We start from the raw sequence: 17,349 nt of genomic DNA, 5'->3' as shown, positions 1-17,349 counted from the left end.
CCTACGGGTCGCTCATCACGACGACCACGGGCAACTCGGCGCTCAGCAGAATGGATTGGGTGGTGCTTCCGAACAGTGCTTTCCCGACCGGCGTGCGCTTTCGCCCGCCGATGACGAGGTAGCGGGCGTCCTGGCGAGCCGCTTCGTCGAGCAGTTCTTCCGTCACGTCACCGACGCGCCCTTTCGCGTCGATTCGACCCGGTTTTTCGACCGTCCCTTCGACGACTTCCGCGGCGACCTTCGCTGCGTCCGCGATGCCGTCGTCCACGAAGTACTCGATGTCGGAATCGGCTCGGTCTGCCTGCCGGTCGTCGAAGTCTTCCTGCGAGAGGACGTTGATGACGGTCAGGTCGTCGTCGTACGCGTCGGCCATGTCGGCACCCACGGTTACGACGTTGTCTTCGGTCACGTCACCGTCCACCGCTGCCAGTATCGTCATGGTACGGAGAACACAGAACCGTCTATTAAACATTGTGCCGTGATAGCGCAGCACTTGCCGGTGTGTCTGTGGCCAGCCACCGACACCGCGGGCAAGATTCGGGACACTGGGAAGAATTAACTGCCTGCCCCCTCTTTATCGGGCCATGTCAGGTGCGAATACAGCGATAGAAGGCGTACTGTGCCCGCTGGTCACGCCGTTCGACGGCGACAACGGAGTGGACGAGGCCGCACTCGCGGACCTCGTCGGCCACCTCGAATCTGCAGGGATGGACGGCCTCGTTCCGACGGGGACGACAGGTGAGTTCGCAAGTCTCACGGACGAAGAGTACCGTCGCGTTCTCGAAACGACGGTCGAGGCAACGACCGACCTCCCGGTGATGGCGGGGACCGCCCACACCACCGTTTCAGGCACGCTGTCGCGAATCGACACCGCTGCCGAGGCGGGCGCGGATGCGGCGCTCATCGTGCTACCCTACTTCCACGGGGCGAACGACCCGGCCGGCAACGAGGCGTTTCTCACCGGGGTGGCGGACGACGCCGCGCTCCCGGTCTACCTGTACAACATTCCGGCCTGCACCGGGCAGGAAATCGACCTCGAAACGCTCGCGTCGGTCGCAGCCCACGAGAACGTCCACGGCCTCAAAGATTCGAGCGGCGACTTCAACTACTTCCTCAACGCCCACAAACGCGCCCCGCGCGGCTTTCGGCTGTTCCAGGGATTCGACAGCCACGTCGTCCCCGGACTGCTCATGGGGTCTGCGGGCGGCATCAACGCGCTCTCGAACGTCGTTCCAGAGGCGTTCGTCGCGGCTCGCGATGCCGTGGCAACAGGCGATACGGAACGGGCACGCACCATCGGAAACGACCACATCGGGCCGCTGTTCCAGCAGTGCGTGACCCACGGCTTCGCCCCTGCAACGAAGGCGGCGCTCGAAGCCCGCGGCTGGCTCGACTCGGCGGCCGTCCGGCCACCGCTCGTCGAACTCGACGCGGACGCGAAAGCTGACATCGGGGAGTCAGTAGCTGACGTACTGGCCGATTTCTAAACGCCGCTGACTACCAGCGCGGCTTGTTCGGCAGCCAATCCGCTCGGCCAACGTCGGCCATGCCGTCCGCGTACTCGGCGGCCATCGAACTCACGGAGGAGTAGGCGAGCGGGTCGGATTCCTCGTACAGTTCGTGCATCCGCTCCAGTTCCCCCTCGTCGATAGTCACTCCGAGGCCAGGGTCGTCAGAGAGTTCGATACAGCCGTCTTCGAACTCGATTGGCTCCTCGATGACATCGTCTGCCATCCACGGATAGTGGGTGTCACAGGCGTACCGAACCGTCGGCATGGCCGCGGCGACGTGAGCCATCGCCGCCATGCTCACGCCGAGGTGGGAGTTCGAGTGCATCCCGACGCCGAGGTTGAACGTCCGCGCGACGTCGTCCAAGCGGGTGTTGCCGGTGAGGCCGCCCCAGTAGTGGTGGTCGCTCAAGATGACGTCGACCGCGTCCATCTCGACGGCCGGGGCGATGTGGTCGAACTCGGTGACGTACATGTTCGTCGCGACGGGATAATCGACGTGGCGCTTCAACCGGGCGTGGGCGTGCAGGTTCGCCACCGGGTCTTCTAAGAACTCGATGTTCAGGTCGGAGTCTCTCAGCCGCGTCGCCACGTCGATGGCCGTCTCGACGCTCCACGTTCCGTTCGGGTCGATGCGGAGCGGGGTGTCCGAACCGAACTCTTCTGCGAGCAGTTCGAGGGTCTTCAGTTCCTCGTCCGGCGGCAGGACGCCGCCTTTCAACTTCAGGACCCGAAAACCGTGTGCGTCCACGAACTGTCGCGCCTCGCCGACCATGGCTTCCGGCGTCATGACCTCCTCGGGGGCGATGGCCGCGCCGTCGGGGTCAGAATCGGCGTACTTGTAGAACAGGTAGCCGGAGAACTCCACCTCGTCTCGCACCTTGCCGCCGAGCAGGTTGTACACCGGTTCGCCGACGGCTTTCCCGAGCAGGTCGTGGATGGCGGTATCGACGGCTCCGTAGGCCATCGGGTCCTGCAACCTGAGTTCGAGCGGGCGCAGTTCGTAGACGTTTCTCCCCTCGACGAGCGACCGAGCGCGTTCGAGTGCGTCGATGACGCGGTCGTCGGCGTAGGTTTCTGCGACGCCGACGGTGCCGTCTGCGGTCACGAGGCGGACGATGGTTCTGGCGGCGAGTTCGCTGTGCGCCCCCCACGAGTTTCGCAACGGCGGCTCGCGATGTGCGACGGGTATTACCTGCATCTCTGCGACGTGCATGTGACGGGCTACCGTGGAGGGGGGACGAAAAGCTATGGGAACGGGCAAAAATGTAAGAAAAGCCACAACCGCAATTGGCTGCTTAGAACGTCTCGTACACCGTCTTCGAGATGGTGTAGAAGTCGAGGCCGGCGTCGCCCTGCTCGCGCCACGTCTCGCTCGACGAGTTCTTGAACCCGCCGAACGGGACGTGCAGTTCGACGCCCGTCGTCTTCTGGTTGACCTTCACGATGCCCGCTTCCGCGTCGCGGGTGAACTGTTTTGCCTCGTTGAGGTCTTCCGTGACGATGGCCGAAGAGAGACCGAACTGGACATCGTTTGCCGTCTCGACTGCCTCCTCGTAATCGGAGACGGTGATGACGGCGAGCACCGGCCCGAACACTTCTTCTTGGGCGATGCGCATGCCGTTGTCCACGTCCGTGAACACGGTCGGTTCGACGAAGTAGCCGTCACGGTCTACTTTCTCGCCGCCGGACACGAGCGTTGCACCCTCGTCCTGGGCGAGTTCGATGTACTTGAGCGTACTTTCGAGTTCGGACTCGCTCACGTGCGGACCCATGTCAGCACCACTGTCGCCCGGGCCGATTTCGAGCGACTCTCCGTAATCGACGATCCCTTCGACAAAGTCGTCTACCACGTCTTCGTGGACGATTGCTCGCGAGGTTGCAGTACACGCCTGCCCCGTGACGCCAAACGCGCCCGAACCGACGATGTTTACCGCGCGGTCTACGTCTGCGTTCTCCGTCACGACCGTCGGGTTCTTTCCGCCCATTTCCGTCTGGACGCGCTTTCCTTCCACCGTCGCCTCCTCGTACACGTGGTGGCCTACCTCTGCGCTCCCCGTGAACGAGACGGCGTCGATGGCCTCGTGGGTCGAAAGCGGGCCGCCGATTTTGCTCCCCGACCCGGTGACGTAGTTCACGACGCCGTCGGGCGCGCCGGCTTCGTCGAGACACTCGACGAGGATGCGGGCACACTCTGGCGCGATGGACGCCGGCTTGAGAACCGCCGTGTTGCCCGCCGCGAGCGCCGGGGCGAGTTTCCACGCCGGAATGGCAATGGGGTAGTTCCATGGCGTGATGAGCGAGACGACGCCGACTGGTTCGTTTACCGTGTAGAGGTCCGTCGAACCGCCGCTCGCCGCTTTCACGTCGCCGCCAATCTCGCGGGCTTTCTCCGCGTAGTAGTAGAAGATATCGACGGCGCGGCCGACTTCGCCCGCGGCTTCGGGTCGCGTCTTCCCCTCCTCGCGGACGAGCGTCGCCGTCGCCTCCTCGCGTCGGTCGTCGAGCGCGGCGGCAGTCCGTCGGAGCAGCGCGCCCCGCTTCGGACCGGGTGTCGCCGCCCACTCGTCCGCTGCCTCGGCCGCCGCCTCGATGGCGCGTTCTGCGTCTGCGGCGCTCGAGGACTGATAGCTCCCGATGACGTCCGCCGGGTCGGCCGGATTGGTGTTCTCGAACGTGTCACCCGTCTCGGCTTCGGTCCACTCCCCGTTTACGAAATTCAGGTTGGTTCCCATACACGACGACGTTCTCACCCAAGCCTTAGGGGTTTTTCGGTGGGTGCAATCCCCACCCGGAGCCTACATCGACGGGCCGACTCGCGTGATGGCGAACTCGGTGAGGCCGTGGTTCTCCGCACAGCACGGGTCGCCGTTTGCGATGGCGCGGACCCGGTCTTCGAGCCCGTCGAGGTCCGTCGTCGTCGCGTCGATGTCGATGTCGTCTGGCAGTGCTGCCACCGTGTCCACGTCGCCCGAGACCTTGAGCACCGGGACGATTGGATGGCCTGCCGGGATGCCGTCCGCAGTGACGTGAACGACGAGCTGCGCGCCAGCGGCTGCGAGGCCCGTCGCCGCCTCCTCGAAGTTCGACGGGGCGTCCAGCAACGCGAGACCCGAATCGATGGTGACCTGGTCGCCATACTCGACGACTTCCCGCGCGGACTGGTCGCCCCAGACGCCGGTCACTCGGTCGAAAGACGTGCCGCTCGATGCAGCAGCGAGATGGCTCGCTTTCGGCGGGAGGTCGCGGTGGCGAGAGAGTAGGGCTTCGACCTGCGCCGCCGTCTCCTCGTCTGCCGCGGCGGCAACCGCTTCATCGCCGTGGGTGGTGATTCGCTCACTGCCTGCGACGACGACGCGGCCACCCGCATCGACGATTGCGTCCGTGAATTCACCGACGAGCGGTTCTGCCGTCTCGACGCTCGACTCGCTGAGGTCGCTGCAGACGATGCCGACGGTGAGGTCTCCGAGACTGGCCGACCCGCGCTCGGTCTCGTGGGCCGACCGTTTCAGCTCTTCGACCAGCTCGATGCCCTGTTCGACGCACTCGTCGGTTCCGCCAACCCCCTGAATCGAGAGTTCCGAGACGGGCACGCCGCGGGCTGCGAGGTCTGCCGCGAGACTGTCCGACTGAATCACCTCGCATCCGAGGCCGACGACGACCGTGCCGGCGATGTTCGGGTTGGTTCCAATGCCGAGGAATGTTCGCCTCGTCTGGTCGTTGTCGCTGCCGATTTGCGCACACCCGTGGTCGTGGGGCGTGCTCACGGCGTCGGGCACTGAGGCGGCGATGCGGTCTGCGACCATGTGCGAGCAGATGACCGAGGGGAGGACGAGGACGCGATTTCGCACGCCGATGCGACCGTCACCGCGGTCGAACGCCTCGAACTGCACCGCACCTTCGGTTTCCCTGACCGTGCCGGCCGACTTCATGCGACCTCACCTCCCGAGGTGGTGGCTTCCAAATCGCCACGCCCGCGGGTGCTCTCACAGTTGTGCGTGTGGACCCAGTCGCCCGGTTCGATGTCGGTCGAGGCTCGGCCGATGACCTCGCCGTACTTCACAATGTCCTCGCCGCGAGCGACCGACGTGATGGCGAACTTGTGGCCGAAATCGACGTCGTCTGCGAGCGTAATCGTCCGGCCATCGAGGGCGATTTCGTGGCCCGTCGGAAGGTCGGCAATTGCGGTGACGACCACGTCGCGCTCGGTCATGAGCAGCGCCGCGCCGTCTACGACTTCACCCTTCATACGCCCGCCCCCAGTCGCGCCAGTTCGTTCGGCTGGAGTTCGTTGATAGCGAACTCTTCGAGACGGCGCTTCTCCGCTTCGGTTCGTTCCCCGTCCGCAACGGCGAGCAGTTTGTCGTAGATTCGCGTTCCGACGGTGTCGAGCGATTCGCCGTCGATAATCGTGCTCGCATTCACGTCCATGTTGTTGGACATGCGCTCCCAGCACTTCGGGTTCCCCGTCACCTTGATGACCGGGGCGATTGGGTTGCCGGTGGTGCTCCCGCGCCCGGTCGTAAAGGCGACGACCTGTGCGCCGCCGGCCACCTTGCCGACGACGCTCTCTACGTCGTAGCCGGGGGTGTCCATCAGGACGAGCCCCCCGCCGACGGGGAGTTGCTCCCCGTAATCGACGATGCCCCGAATGGGCGAAGTCCCGCCTTTCGAGATTGCGCCGAGACTCTTTTCCTCGATTGTCGTAAGCCCGCCCTCCTTGTTACCGGGTGACGGCTGGGCTTCGCGGATGTCTACGCCCATCATCTTCGCCATGTTCTCACGGCGTTCGACGCGGGCGAGGAGTCGCTCGCGCACCGTTTCGTCCACACAGCGGTCGGCGAGAAGGTGCTCTGCACCGATGAACTCTGGCGTCTCGCTGAAACTGGCCGTGCCGCCGTCCGCGATGAGGCGGTCACAGGCGTTCCCCACCGACGGGTTCGCCGCGATGCCGCTCGTCGCGTCGCTGCCGCCGCATTCGACGCCGAAGACGAGTTCCGAGGCGTCTGCCTCTTCGCGACGAGCATCTTTGATAGCGTGATTCAGGTCCTCGCACACGTCCGCTCCAGCATCGAGCGCGGTACGGGTTCCACCGGCGTCTCGAATCGAGAGCGTCTCGACGGGTTTGCCGACCGACGCGATTCGGTCTGCGACCACTTCCGCGTCTATGTCCTCGGTGCCGAGTTCGACCACCAGCGCGGACCCGACGTTCGGGTTCTGTCCGACGCCGACGAGGACGCGCTCTGTCTGTTTCCGTGCCGCCTCCGGCTGGGAGGTCCCCATCTGATGCGGCGTCGCTCTTGCCCACGCCCCTGCATCCCCCGCGACTCGCGACGCGACGCTCGCGGCGGCGACCGACGTGGGAATGACTGCCACGTGGTTCCTGACGCCGATCCGTCCATTCTCTCGTCTGTAACCCGTGAATGTCGGTACCATCTGTCTCACGTTTCGAAATGAGATGGCATAGTTCTTCGCCTCAAGGTGCCCCTTCGTCGTCGGCGTCATCGCCCGAACGGACGCCGCAACTCGATTCATCCAGTGTGGACGGCCCACTCAGTGTCGCTCTCGCAGAAAACCGTGGGATGGCGCGGTTGTGCCCGGCGGCACCCCTCGAGGTTGACCCGAGACAGGAACGTCCTCACTGATAATTTTTGGGGCCGATTCACGCGAAACGTTGGTTTACATCACGGTACGAGCTCGCATACGACTTCTCGACGGGCGAACGAAAAATCGAGGGAAAGCCTCGCGTACGCGGCCCGCATGTGGAAATACCCGTTCAACTAGAAGAAACGACTACCCGGACATGGCGAATCGACTGGTTCCGTGGCTCCAACGGCGGACTCGACCCCCTCGACTCACCGTCTCTTCAGTGAAAACCGACAACCGGTGACCCAACAATCCGCTATTTTCGACGTGATGGTCACCACCTGACTTTCTCCTCGCAGTAATGGGCACACCTGTGCATCGGTGATGACATTTGTAGTATTTCAACGCTTCAGCGCCGAGAGTGGATGGATGTCGCAAACTGGCCGTGAGATTTTGCGAATCAACAATGGTATCAACCCACACGGCATTCGCAAATCATTCAGCCATACTGAACGCAAATATTCCACGGCTGAACGCATCAGCGAGCGGGGAGGGGGTGTCGCCACATCTTGTATTTACAGCCATATTACTGTAAATCCACCTGCCTCTTTACTCGTCGTCTGCACAGTCACAGCCGCCGGCGGTGAGCAGGTCGTCGACGCCCAGCTGCACACCGCAGTCCTCACAGAACACGTTGACGTTCACGAATACGGTGAAGCTTCCGAGCGTGATGCGTCCGGTTCGTTCGAGGCGGTCGAGCAGTTCCTCCGTGATGGCGCGAAGCCGGTTTTGCAGGCGGAGCACTGACTGGCGCCCCTTCTCGATGCGCTCTTCGTCGGAAACCGTCTCCTGGGTGACCGAGAGGTGTTTCGTCAGGTGGTTGTGGACGGTCTGATGGGAGACGAAGTCGCTCGTAAGCGTATCGGGGTCGATACCGTTGCGTTCGAGGCGCTTCGTCGCCTCCGTCCTGACACCCCTACTCACGTCGTCCGTGAGCAGTCTGTAGAGATTGTCGAGTTCGCCATCGAGGACGTTCATTCCGGCGTTCGAAACGGCGGCGGCGAGCACCCACCGGTTGAACTGGTCTGCGAGGTCTCGCAGGCTCTCCGGATTCTCGGCGCGCGTCCACCGTTCTGTTAGTTCTTCGTCTACGTCGTCCAGCCCGTACTTCTCGGTCACTCGCTGTATTTTCGAGTTCGCCTGTGCGGTTTCGGTCCCGGGTGAATCGTTGACCATCGCGTTGTCGAAGAACTGATTCACGGGGGCAAAATCCTTTCGTTCACCGGTTTCTCGACTCGATTCCGCCGTCCGCGACCAGTGTCAGTTGGTACCAACTAGCTGTTCAGCGATGGTGGACGGTTGTGTCGCGTGTGGGGAGACGCGGCGAGATGGGCTCAAAGCGGGGCCGGACAGTCCTAGCCCGACGATTACGAGTACGTCATGTTCAGTTCGATGACGTTCGCGGCGCTCAACAGGAGTTCCGGGAGTTTCCGGTCGAACTTCTCACCCTGCATTCGGCTCGTCGGGCCGGAGATGCTAATCGCGCCGAGCGCCCTGGATTGCTGGTCGGTGATGGGCGCGGCGATGCATCGCAGCCCGGCAAGGCGTTCGCCGTTGTCGATTGCGTACCCCTTTTCGCGCGCTTCGGCGAGTTCCTGTTTCAGTTCTTCGCGGTCTGTTATCGTGGTCTCCGTCCGGACGGGCATCCCGTGGCGGTCGAGTATCTCGTCGACCCGTTCTTCCGGGTAGTGGGCCATGACCGCCTTTCCGAGCGCCGTACAGTGGAGGTTCACGCGCATGCCGGCGTAGGTGTCGAGCTGGACGGCGTTCGTGCCCCGCGCCCGACAGAGGTAGACCCCCTGTCCGCACTCCTCTACGAGCAGATTCGCCAGTTCGCCCGTCTCCTCTGCCAGTTGCTCCACCTCCGGTTTCGCTACCTCGTAGATGTGGCGGCGACTGCGGATGTACTCCCCGAATTCGAGGAACTGCAAGCCGAGTCGATAGTCGTTCTCGTTTCGGACCACGTACTCGTTTTCCTGCAGGGTCGAAAGGTGGCTGTGGACCGTGCTCTTTGGGATGTCGAGTTCGGTCGAAAGCTCCGTTACCCCCGCGCCGTCGAGTTCTTTCAGCGTCTCCATTATTCGCAGCGTCGTCTCGATCGCCCCGACCGTGTTTTTTTGTTTGGTGGTCATGCGTGCTATGCACACTATCCCCTCCCATAAAACATTTATTCAGTGTTACTGAACAGCATCGCTCCCTACGCGAACGGAGGCGTCCGCCTGCCGAACGCAAGTGACGGTTTCGCCTTCACTTCCCGCGCTCGACGGCCCGTTTCGACGGCGGAGACAGCCGTTCACTCAGAGTGAACGGTTTGTGACGACCTGACGGCCCTGACCGCCACACGAGTGGCGTCGATGAGACTCGCTTCCGAGGCCACGTTCTGGCCGGCGATGTCGAAGGCCGTTCCGTGGTCGACGCTCGTCCGGACGATGGGGAGGCCGATGGTCATGTTCACGCCACTGACCGCCGCACCGTCGCTGAACCCGAGCATCTTGATGGGAATGTGCCCCTGGTCGTGGTACATCGACACGACGCAATCGTAGGCTCCGCTGGAGGCTTTGACGTAGACGGTGTCGGGCGATTCTGGGCCGTGGGCGTCGATACCGCGCTCGCGGGCCTGTTCGACCGCTGGGCGAATCTCGGAGTCGTCTTCCGTACCCAGCAACCCGCCGTCGCTCGCGTGGGGGTTCAGCCCCGCAACACCGATAGTCGGCGCTTCGATGCCGAGTCGTCGAAGTGCTTCGGCCGTCACCTCGATGGTGGCGAGCACGCGCTCAGTCGTCACGAGGTCACAGGCCTCCCGCAACGGGACGTGCGTGCTGACGTGCGTTACTCGCAGGTCTTCCTCGATGAGCATCATCGAGTAGTTCTCGGTGCCAGTGTGGGCGGCGAGCATCCCGGTGTGGCCGGCGTGTTCGCTGCCGGCCATGCGCGTCGCCTGCTTGTTTATGGGCGCGGTCACGATGGCGTCGATGTCGCCCGACTTCGCCAGTTCGATTGCCCGCTCTACGTACGCCAGACTCGCCTTCCCGTACGCTTCGCGAAGTTCGCCGTAGGCGTGGTCAGAGACGTTGTCGAGGTCGAGGACGGGAATTTCGCCGGGGTCGCTCGTGGCTGCATCGACCGTCGAAATCGCTCGAACTGAAAGTTCCGCGTCGCAAACATCGACAGCCTTCCGAACCACGTCTGCGTCTCCGATGACGACGACGGTGGCCAATTCGCAAAGCTGCGGATACGCTTTCACGATGATTTCACCGCCGACACCAGCGGGGTCGCCCATGGTCACACCAACAGTAGGTCGGTCACTCATCGACTCCTCCGAGGGTAGCGAGGCAGTTATGTATTGTCCCTGTCTCGCCGAACGCACCCGCTTTCGTCACGACGGGTAAGCCGGCGGCCTCGCCACCGACGAGGCGGCCGATGGGAACACCCGACTCGACTGCCACGCCCTGCAGTCTGATGCCCTCGGTTCCGAGTGCCCCGAGAACGTCCGCGGCGACGGCCCCACCGGTGAGAAACAGCCCAGTCACCGTTTCCTCAGTGACGAGACGTGCGGTCACCGCACCGAGCGTTTCAGAGATACGCGACCGAATCTCACGTTCGGGAATATCCCGTTCCCGCCCAACGCGGAGGGCTTCGTCCGCGTCCTCGCCGACTGTTTCGAGCAGTGCAATATTCTGCTTCCGAAGGCAGGTGCGGGTCCGAGTCGCCGCATCTGCTGTGGCTGTCTCCGGGTTTACGACTGTCTCGCGCAGGTCGAGTTGCACTCGCAGAGCTTCTGGAACCGCCGCTACCTGTTCGACCGTTACCGGGCTCGTGCTGCCCGCGATGCCGAGAACCCGAGCCTCCCGGTCTTCGATGCGGGGTGGGCCGTCGGCGTGTTCACCCTCCGTCGGTTCTGTGGGGACGCCAACGTGCTCTGCAAGGCCCGCACTCCCGACGTAGACGATGTCGAGACCCGAGTCTGCGCTACCTTCTGCAATCGCAGCGAGATGGGCCGCGCTCCTTGCGTCACAGGACACGACAGCAGGTCCCTCACTGTCGGCAATCTCCGCGAGACTCGTCGCGACCGCTTCGGGTCCTGCTTCTGCCGTTGCCGCTGGAAGGTGCGAAACGAGGTGGTCGCTGGCCGAGAGCAACGTCGGCAGGTGGGCCGTTTCGACGGGTTTGTCCGGGTCGTTCCCGGCCGCTGTTTCGGTGACTGGCGTGCCGTTCACGCGGTGGATGCCGTTTTCGGTCGTCCGGCCGTTCGCCGGGAAGGCCGGGGCTACGACGGCGAGGTCCGCGCCGGTCGCTTTCAGTGCGGCGTCGATTTCAGCCACGAGGTTCCCGCGCAACGTCGAATCCACCTTCTTGTAGACGACACCAGCGGGCGTCTCACGCACGGCACGTTCGATGGCTTCCGCGGCGGCGACTGGCGAACTATAGCGCGATTCGGTGTTGACGACGGCGACCGACGCGGCGTCGTCGTCGAGCCTCGCGCCGAGTGCGACCGTCGTCGCGTAGCCACGCCTCGCAAACTCGTTGCCCGTGTCCATCGCCCCCGTCAGGTCGTCTGCGACGACGAGGAAAGCGTACTCCATATCACTCGCTCTGTCCACCCGACCAAAAAGTTGCGGGATGTCTCAGTCCCAGAAGCGGAACACCGGCTTGCACGTCTCTCCGGCGAGGAAGTCCTCGAACGCCTCGACCGGTTCTTCGACGCTGTAGGAGGTGTCCATGATTGTCTTCGCGTCGATGTCGCCGTTTTCGATGAGGCGAAGCGCCTGCTCGAAGTTGCGCCACGTCGAACCGTAGGAGGTGTTCACGTCCACTTCACCGCGGACGAGCGGGGTGAAGAACACCTCGCTCTCGCCCGTCGGGAGGCCGATGACGATGATTTCACCACCGCGACGAATCTGTTCCGCGGCGTTCTCCACGCCCGAGGGATGGCCCGTCGTGTCGAAGATGGCATCGAACCCGATACCGTCGGTGTAGTTCTCGGTGAAGGCGTCGAGGTCCTCGTTCTCGATATCGACGGTTTCGAGGCCGAGTTCCTGAGCCAGTGGCAGCCGATACTTCGTGTCGGCACCGAGGCCGGAGACGACGACGTTCGCGCCGCGGGCGTCCGCGATGGCCCCCGTCAGGATGCCAATCGGCCCTGGCCCTTCGACGAGGACGTTCTGTCCCGGCTGGATGGTCCCTCGTTCGAGGACCGCCCGGGCCGCGATGCTCGTCGGTTCCGTGATGGCTGCCTCGTCGAGCGGGACGGCTTCGGGAACCTTGTGCAGGTGGCGCTCACCGACGGTGGTGTACTCGGTGTAACAGCCGTCGTTGTGCATCCCGGTTACCTTGAAATTCGCACATACGTTCGACTGGTCGTTTTTGCACTGGAAGCAGTGTCCACAGTCGTGGATGGGACTCTCTACGACCTTGTCGCCGGGTTGCAGGTCGACGACGTTCTCGCCGACTTCGACGACTTCGCCCGAGTACTCGTGACCCATCACCCGCGGGACGGGAATCCACTCGAATCCGGCCGTGTATTTATAGGCGTGGGCGTCGCTGCCACAGAGGCCCGCGGTGTGGACCTTCACCAGCGCTTCGTCCGGTGCCGGGTCCGACCGCTCGTGTTCCCCGAATTCGATTCCGCCTCGCTCTCGCTCCGTCTGAATAATCGCTCTCATGGTGCGCTACCGTCCAAATCTCTGTGGCGGTGGGTTAAGTGTTTGGCCACCGGCATTCGTTCGAATTGGCCTCGTAGCGGCCCTCCCGGCACGGAATATTCCTGCGAGTGTCACCCGATGGCATATCTTCAAATAGTTTCAGCAAACACTTGCAATCCACGCATGAGTTATAGAGCGGGCATCATCGGCACGGGAGGCATCGCTGGGATGGGCGTCCTCGGACTGCACGACGAGGAGGATATCGGCCAGAAAAAGTTCGTGGAGAGTCACGCGGGCGGCTACCACGCCGTAGACGAGATCGACCTCGTCGCGGTGGCGGACGTGGACGCCGAGAAAATCGACCGGTTCGGCGACGCGTGGGACATTCCCGAGGAGGGACGGTACGTCGGCCACGAGGCCATGCTCGCCAAGGAGGACCTCGACGTGGTCTCCGTCTGTACGCCCACGTTCCTCCATCACGACCACGTCGTGGACGCCGCCTACTCGGACGCGAATCCGGACGTCATCTGGTGTGAGAAACCCATCGCGTCGAGCGTATCCGACGCGGAGGCGATGATTTCTGCCTGCGACGAGACGGACACAGAACTCGTCATCAACCACTCGTTTCGCTTTACGGACAAACTCCAGCACGTACAGGGCCTCATTCAAGATGGCCTGCTCGGTGACGTGAAATCGGTGACCGCCCAGTTCAGACGCGAACTCCTGCGCAACTCGACACATCTCATCGACACGCTCGTGTTCCTGCTCGATGCACGCCCCGAGCGCGTGAGCGGCTACCTCAACGGCGAAAACGACGCCGTGACTGCGCTGGAAGGTGACCGCGAGGTGGACGACTCCGGGGGCGGTGGGTTCGTCGTCATGGACGACGGCACGTTCGTCACCATCGACTGTACCGTCGCACGCGACATCTCCTCGATGACGTTCCAGTTCATCGGCACGGAGGGCAAACTCTACATGAACAACGACGACGGCGAGTGGCGCTACTGGAGTCTGGAAGATGGCACCCACGTAGAACGTCCGATTCCCGGCATCGACACCGCCTGGGAGTGGGACGAAGACTACCGCGGGTCGTTCGCGAACGCAACGAACCACATCGTTGGCCTCCTCGAAGGGACGGCGTCGAATCACTCGACAGGGCGGGAGGCGACCCGGTCGCTCGAAGTCATCGTCGGCTTCTACCTCGCCGACTCGACCGGCGGGCAGGTCACGGTCCCGTTCTCACGCCCGCTCCGAGACGTGACCGTCACCTCGTGGTAGGAGGGAGTTAACGTTCGCCGCCAACCGAACCATTTTGAGGGCTGAGCCGACAGGTATCGTATGCGTCACGCACGATTCCGCGATTCAGCGGGCACTGTACGCAACGGAGCATGGACCGACGACGGTATCGAATTCGCCGGCGAGCTGTACGACCCCGAGGCGGTGGACCTGTTACCACCGACCGAGCCGTCGAAAATCGTCTGTGTCGGCCTCAACTACGCAGACCACGCAGAGGAGACGGACAGCGACATCCCAGAGCGCCCGCTGTTGTTCCTCAAACCGCCGAACACGCTCGCAGGCCACGGCGACACGATTTCGCTCCCCGAAGGCAAAGAGCGAGTCGACTGGGAGGCGGAGTTCGGCGTCGTCATCGGCGAGCAGTGTCGAAACGTGTCTGAAGAAGATGCGATGGACGTGGTGGCGGGGTACACCTGTCTGAACGACATCTCCAATCGCGACGACCAGCGCGTCGAGCAAAACTGGGTGCGTGGCAAGGCGTTCGACAACGCCGCGCCAATGGGTCCTGTCGTCGCGGACCCGGAACACGTCCCGGAGGACGCGAGCGTCTCGCTGCGCGTCAACGGTGAGACGAAACAGGAGTCGTCGATTTCACAGCTCATCTTCTCCGTGCCCGAACTCATCGCCGAGGTGACGACCTACATGACGCTCGAACGCGGCGACGTCATCTCTACGGGGACGCCAGCAGGGGTCGGTCCGCTCTCACCAGGTGACACGGTCGAGGTAGAAATCGAGGGCATCGGCACGCTCGAACACTACGTCGCGGAGTAACGCGTCGACCAGCGTTTTTTCGATTGCATTCAGTCGGCTTTCGGAGACGCCACTCGCGTCGAATCAGACGGTAATTACCGTGTTCTCTATCGAGCCGACGTTCTCGATGGAGATGCGAACCACGTCGCCCTCTGCGAGCGTGAAGTCGTCGTCCGGCACCAGACTCGTCCCGGTCAGGAGCACCGCGAGCTTCGGGACGTGGTTGTGCCGGCGATAGTAGGAGACGAGTTCCTCACAGTCGCGCACCATCTCGCTCGTCGAGGTGGTTCCGTCGAAGACGGTTTCGCTATCGCGCGTGATGGACATCGACATTTCGAGTTCGTGTGGGTCGCCAATCGAATCGGCCGTCGCGACGCACGGGCCGACCGCACAGCAACGGTCGTACACTTTCGCCTGGGGTAGATAGAGCGGATTGCTTCCCTCGATAGAACGACTGCTCACGTCGTTGCCGATGGTGTAGCCGACGATTTCACCGTCGTAGAGGACGATGCCGAGTTCCGGCTCAGGGACGTCCCAGTCGGAATCGGCGCGGATGCCGATGGCCTCGCCGGGACCGACGGTTCGGTTCGGCGTCGCCTTGAAGAAGATTTCCGGACGCTCGTTTTGGTACACGTCGAGGTACATCTCCGGCATCCCGCTTTCGTTCTCGCGGGCTTGCTCGCTTATCTGGTAGGTGACGCCCGCGGCCCACACCTCGTCGGGGCGAAGCGGGAGCGTTGCCTCATCGTCGAGGCGGTCTTTCGACACCTCGGGTGCAGAATCGATGAGTCCCGACGCGATAGCATCGACCGATGTCTCGGCGAGGTCGGCGCTCTCCGCCAACTGCGAGAACGATGTGAGTGTCCGCTTCGCGGCCGTCAGGTCGTATGCGCCGTCCGGCGTCTCAGCTATCAGTCTCTCTCCCGAAGCTGTCGGGAGCAGGTAGTACCGCATACTGCAAACGTGGAGCGACGAGTATGATAAGTATTTCCCGCAACTGCGTGATTCGAGAATGGCTTCGTTCTCGGGAGGGGCGGGCAGTCAAGGACCGTGTACCCCGCGAGCGATTCTTTTATGCTCTTTCGCTTGGGAGTGTGTGTCATGTCAGATTCTGCCGAACCAGTGGTCGGCCCGATACCGGAGGAGACGATTCTCACGGCCTGTGGCGAACAGGATTTCCCGAAGATGGGAGTCATCGAGCAACTGTGGGACACAGACCCGATTCCGCGAGACGAAATCGAATCGCAGGCCGCCGCCGCCGTCTCGGACCTCGCACTCGACCGGATACCCGAGGGCGGCGAGGTGGCGGTCGGCGTCGGGAGTCGGGGTATCGCCAACCTGCCCATCATCGTCCGCGGCGTCGTGAGCGGCCTCTCAGACCACGGGTTCCAGCCGTTCGTGTTCCCGGCGATGGGGAGCCACGGCGGCGCGACCGCCGAGGGCCAGCGCGGAAAACTCGACGCGCTCGGCGTGAACGAGGACACCGTCGGGTGTGAAATTCGAGCGACGATGGAGGTCACAGAAGTTGGCAAGACGCCCGAACGTGGCGTTTCGGTGGTAGCCGACGCGAACGCCGCCGCCGCGGACGCCATCATTCCCATCAATCGCGTGAAACCACACACCGATTTCAGCGGGAAAGTCGAGAGCGGGCTCTCGAAGATGCTCGTCATCGGCATGGGCAAACAGCGCGGCGCGAAGTTCGCCCATGAGGGGGCGGTCAACTGGAGTTTCCGCGAGATGATTCCGCAAATCGCCTCGCTGCACCTGGAGAACCTGCCGGTCGTCGGCGGGGTCGCCCTCGTCGAAGACCAGCACGACGACACCGCCGTCCTCGAGGGCGTCCCCCCCTCTGGCTTCCTGAAGCGCGAAGCCGAGTTGCTCGAACTGGCCTACGACATCATGCCGACGCTGCCGTTCGAGGAACTGGACGTGCTCGTCGTCGACCAGATGGGCAAGGACATCAGCGGCTCCGGGATGGACACCAACGTCATCGGGCGTCGTGGCTTTGGCTTCGAACCCGAACCAGAATCACCGGACGTAAAGCGCATCTTCGTCCGTTCGCTCACCGCCCCCTCGCACGGAAACGCCACCGCGCTCGGCATGGCCGACTTCGTCCACCAGGACCTCATCGCGGACACCGAACTGTACAAGGCGGTCATCAACACCATCACGGCGAGTGCTCCCCACGGGGCGCGTGTGCCGCCAATCATGGAGACTGACCGGGCGGGACTGGTCGCCTGCGTCTCGACCGTCGGCATCCTCGCGCCCGACGAAATCCGCGTCGCGCGTGTGACCGACACGATGCGCCTCCAGCGACTCTACGTTTCCGAGGCGCTCGTCGAGGAGGCCAGAGACCGCGAGGACCTCCGGGTGGTCGAGGAGCCAAAACCCATCGAATTCGACGACGAGGGCCAGTTCACCGCGCCGACGCCGGGGATGCACTGACGAACCGACGGCCAAACCCGCCGGTGCCCGGATTATTTTACTGGTCGCTGTCCGTTCTCCGG

General features: G+C 63.3%; 16 protein-coding genes. 4 read left to right on the top strand and 12 right to left on the bottom strand.

The window, feature by feature from the left end:
* Window position 1 precedes the first annotated feature (1 nt).
* On the bottom strand, window positions 2-439 hold the full coding sequence (locus P1M51_RS17385) for a universal stress protein (protein WP_276248867.1): 438 nt from the start codon (window positions 437-439) through the stop codon (window positions 2-4).
* Window positions 440-584: 145 nt separating this feature from the next.
* Here P1M51_RS17385 and P1M51_RS17380 point away from each other — a divergent pair, with 145 nt between their 5' ends.
* Window positions 585-1,487: a dihydrodipicolinate synthase family protein gene (locus P1M51_RS17380; RefSeq protein ID WP_276275212.1), complete on the top strand. Its 903-nt coding sequence runs from the start codon at window positions 585-587 to the stop codon at window positions 1,485-1,487.
* Between the two features lie 10 nt (window positions 1,488-1,497).
* Here the strand turns inward: P1M51_RS17380 and P1M51_RS17375 are convergent, their stop codons facing one another.
* The 10 genes from P1M51_RS17375 to P1M51_RS17330 form a co-directional block, all read right to left on the bottom strand.
* Window positions 1,498-2,724, bottom strand: a complete 1,227-nt coding sequence (locus P1M51_RS17375; protein WP_276248869.1) for an enolase C-terminal domain-like protein — start codon at window positions 2,722-2,724, stop codon at window positions 1,498-1,500.
* Window positions 2,725-2,806: 82 nt separating this feature from the next.
* Entirely contained in the window at window positions 2,807-4,243 is a 1,437-nt protein-coding gene (locus P1M51_RS17370) for an aldehyde dehydrogenase family protein (RefSeq protein WP_276248870.1), read from the bottom strand.
* A gap of 63 nt (window positions 4,244-4,306) precedes the next feature.
* Complete coding sequence (locus P1M51_RS17365) at window positions 4,307-5,440, bottom strand: UxaA family hydrolase (RefSeq protein ID WP_276248871.1); 1,134 nt, start codon at window positions 5,438-5,440, stop codon at window positions 4,307-4,309.
* Window positions 5,437-5,757 carry a UxaA family hydrolase gene (locus P1M51_RS17360; protein WP_276248872.1) on the bottom strand — a complete coding sequence of 107 codons (321 nt, stop codon included), beginning with the start codon at window positions 5,755-5,757 and terminating at the stop codon, window positions 5,437-5,439. Before P1M51_RS17360 ends, P1M51_RS17365 begins: the two co-directional genes overlap by 4 nt.
* Window positions 5,754-6,944 (bottom strand): UxaA family hydrolase, encoded by a 1,191-nt coding sequence (locus tag P1M51_RS17355; protein WP_276248873.1) that lies wholly within the window; start codon window positions 6,942-6,944, stop codon window positions 5,754-5,756. Before P1M51_RS17355 ends, P1M51_RS17360 begins: the two co-directional genes overlap by 4 nt.
* A 759-nt stretch (window positions 6,945-7,703) precedes the next feature.
* On the bottom strand, window positions 7,704-8,354 hold the full coding sequence (rdfA, locus tag P1M51_RS17350) for a rod-determining factor RdfA (RefSeq protein ID WP_276248874.1): 651 nt from the start codon (window positions 8,352-8,354) through the stop codon (window positions 7,704-7,706).
* A 167-nt stretch (window positions 8,355-8,521) separates the two neighbouring features.
* Complete coding sequence (locus P1M51_RS17345) at window positions 8,522-9,286, bottom strand: IclR family transcriptional regulator (RefSeq protein ID WP_276248875.1); 765 nt, start codon at window positions 9,284-9,286, stop codon at window positions 8,522-8,524.
* A 161-nt stretch (window positions 9,287-9,447) separates the two neighbouring features.
* Window positions 9,448-10,464, bottom strand: a complete 1,017-nt coding sequence (gene pdxA, locus P1M51_RS17340) for a 4-hydroxythreonine-4-phosphate dehydrogenase PdxA (RefSeq protein WP_276275211.1) — start codon at window positions 10,462-10,464, stop codon at window positions 9,448-9,450.
* On the bottom strand, window positions 10,457-11,737 hold the full coding sequence (locus P1M51_RS17335) for a four-carbon acid sugar kinase family protein (protein ID WP_276248877.1): 1,281 nt from the start codon (window positions 11,735-11,737) through the stop codon (window positions 10,457-10,459). Before P1M51_RS17335 ends, pdxA begins: the two co-directional genes overlap by 8 nt.
* A gap of 42 nt (window positions 11,738-11,779) precedes the next feature.
* Window positions 11,780-12,817: a zinc-binding dehydrogenase gene (locus P1M51_RS17330; RefSeq protein ID WP_276248878.1), complete on the bottom strand. Its 1,038-nt coding sequence runs from the start codon at window positions 12,815-12,817 to the stop codon at window positions 11,780-11,782.
* Window positions 12,818-12,979: 162 nt separating this feature from the next.
* Here P1M51_RS17330 and P1M51_RS17325 point away from each other — a divergent pair, with 162 nt between their 5' ends.
* Both P1M51_RS17325 and P1M51_RS17320 read left to right on the top strand, forming a co-directional pair.
* Window positions 12,980-14,074 carry a Gfo/Idh/MocA family protein gene (locus tag P1M51_RS17325; protein ID WP_276248879.1) on the top strand — a complete coding sequence of 365 codons (1,095 nt, stop codon included), beginning with the start codon at window positions 12,980-12,982 and terminating at the stop codon, window positions 14,072-14,074.
* Between the two features lie 60 nt (window positions 14,075-14,134).
* Window positions 14,135-14,863, top strand: coding sequence for a fumarylacetoacetate hydrolase family protein (locus P1M51_RS17320; protein WP_276248880.1), 729 nt, complete (start codon window positions 14,135-14,137; stop codon window positions 14,861-14,863).
* 63 nt (window positions 14,864-14,926) lie between these two features.
* Here the strand turns inward: P1M51_RS17320 and P1M51_RS17315 are convergent, their stop codons facing one another.
* Window positions 14,927-15,796 (bottom strand): fumarylacetoacetate hydrolase family protein, encoded by an 870-nt coding sequence (locus tag P1M51_RS17315; RefSeq protein ID WP_276248881.1) that lies wholly within the window; start codon window positions 15,794-15,796, stop codon window positions 14,927-14,929.
* 147 nt (window positions 15,797-15,943) lie between these two features.
* Between P1M51_RS17315 and P1M51_RS17310 the strand changes: the two genes are divergently transcribed.
* Window positions 15,944-17,287: a DUF362 domain-containing protein gene (locus tag P1M51_RS17310; protein WP_276275210.1), complete on the top strand. Its 1,344-nt coding sequence runs from the start codon at window positions 15,944-15,946 to the stop codon at window positions 17,285-17,287.
* The last annotated feature ends 62 nt before the right edge of the window (window positions 17,288-17,349 follow it).

The sequence above is a fragment of the Haladaptatus sp. QDMS2 genome (assembly GCF_029338295.1).
In the GTDB taxonomy this organism is placed as follows: Archaea; Halobacteriota; Halobacteria; order Halobacteriales; family Halococcaceae; genus QDMS2.
The sequence above is the reverse complement of the archived record's forward strand: the minus strand, read 5'-3'. Positions and strand labels throughout refer to the sequence as shown.

Coding starts and splice junctions, on each gene's coding strand:
- P1M51_RS17330 (WP_276248878.1), bottom strand. CDS start 12,817: ATGAGAGCGATTATTCAGACGGAGCGAGAGCGAGGCGGAATCGAATTC.
- pdxA (WP_276275211.1), bottom strand. CDS start 10,464: ATGAGTGACCGACCTACTGTTGGTGTGACCATGGGCGACCCCGCTGGT.
- P1M51_RS17365 (WP_276248871.1), bottom strand. CDS start 5,440: ATGAAGTCGGCCGGCACGGTCAGGGAAACCGAAGGTGCGGTGCAGTTC.
- P1M51_RS17360 (WP_276248872.1), bottom strand. CDS start 5,757: ATGAAGGGTGAAGTCGTAGACGGCGCGGCGCTGCTCATGACCGAGCGC.
- P1M51_RS17380 (WP_276275212.1), top strand. CDS start 585: ATGTCAGGTGCGAATACAGCGATAGAAGGCGTACTGTGCCCGCTGGTC.
- P1M51_RS17345 (WP_276248875.1), bottom strand. CDS start 9,286: ATGACCACCAAACAAAAAAACACGGTCGGGGCGATCGAGACGACGCTG.
- P1M51_RS17385 (WP_276248867.1), bottom strand. CDS start 439: ATGACGATACTGGCAGCGGTGGACGGTGACGTGACCGAAGACAACGTC.
- P1M51_RS17315 (WP_276248881.1), bottom strand. CDS start 15,796: ATGCGGTACTACCTGCTCCCGACAGCTTCGGGAGAGAGACTGATAGCT.
- P1M51_RS17375 (WP_276248869.1), bottom strand. CDS start 2,724: ATGCACGTCGCAGAGATGCAGGTAATACCCGTCGCACATCGCGAGCCG.
- P1M51_RS17320 (WP_276248880.1), top strand. CDS start 14,135: ATGCGTCACGCACGATTCCGCGATTCAGCGGGCACTGTACGCAACGGA.
- P1M51_RS17335 (WP_276248877.1), bottom strand. CDS start 11,737: ATGGAGTACGCTTTCCTCGTCGTCGCAGACGACCTGACGGGGGCGATG.
- P1M51_RS17325 (WP_276248879.1), top strand. CDS start 12,980: ATGAGTTATAGAGCGGGCATCATCGGCACGGGAGGCATCGCTGGGATG.
- P1M51_RS17310 (WP_276275210.1), top strand. CDS start 15,944: ATGTCAGATTCTGCCGAACCAGTGGTCGGCCCGATACCGGAGGAGACG.
- P1M51_RS17355 (WP_276248873.1), bottom strand. CDS start 6,944: ATGGTACCGACATTCACGGGTTACAGACGAGAGAATGGACGGATCGGC.
- P1M51_RS17370 (WP_276248870.1), bottom strand. CDS start 4,243: ATGGGAACCAACCTGAATTTCGTAAACGGGGAGTGGACCGAAGCCGAG.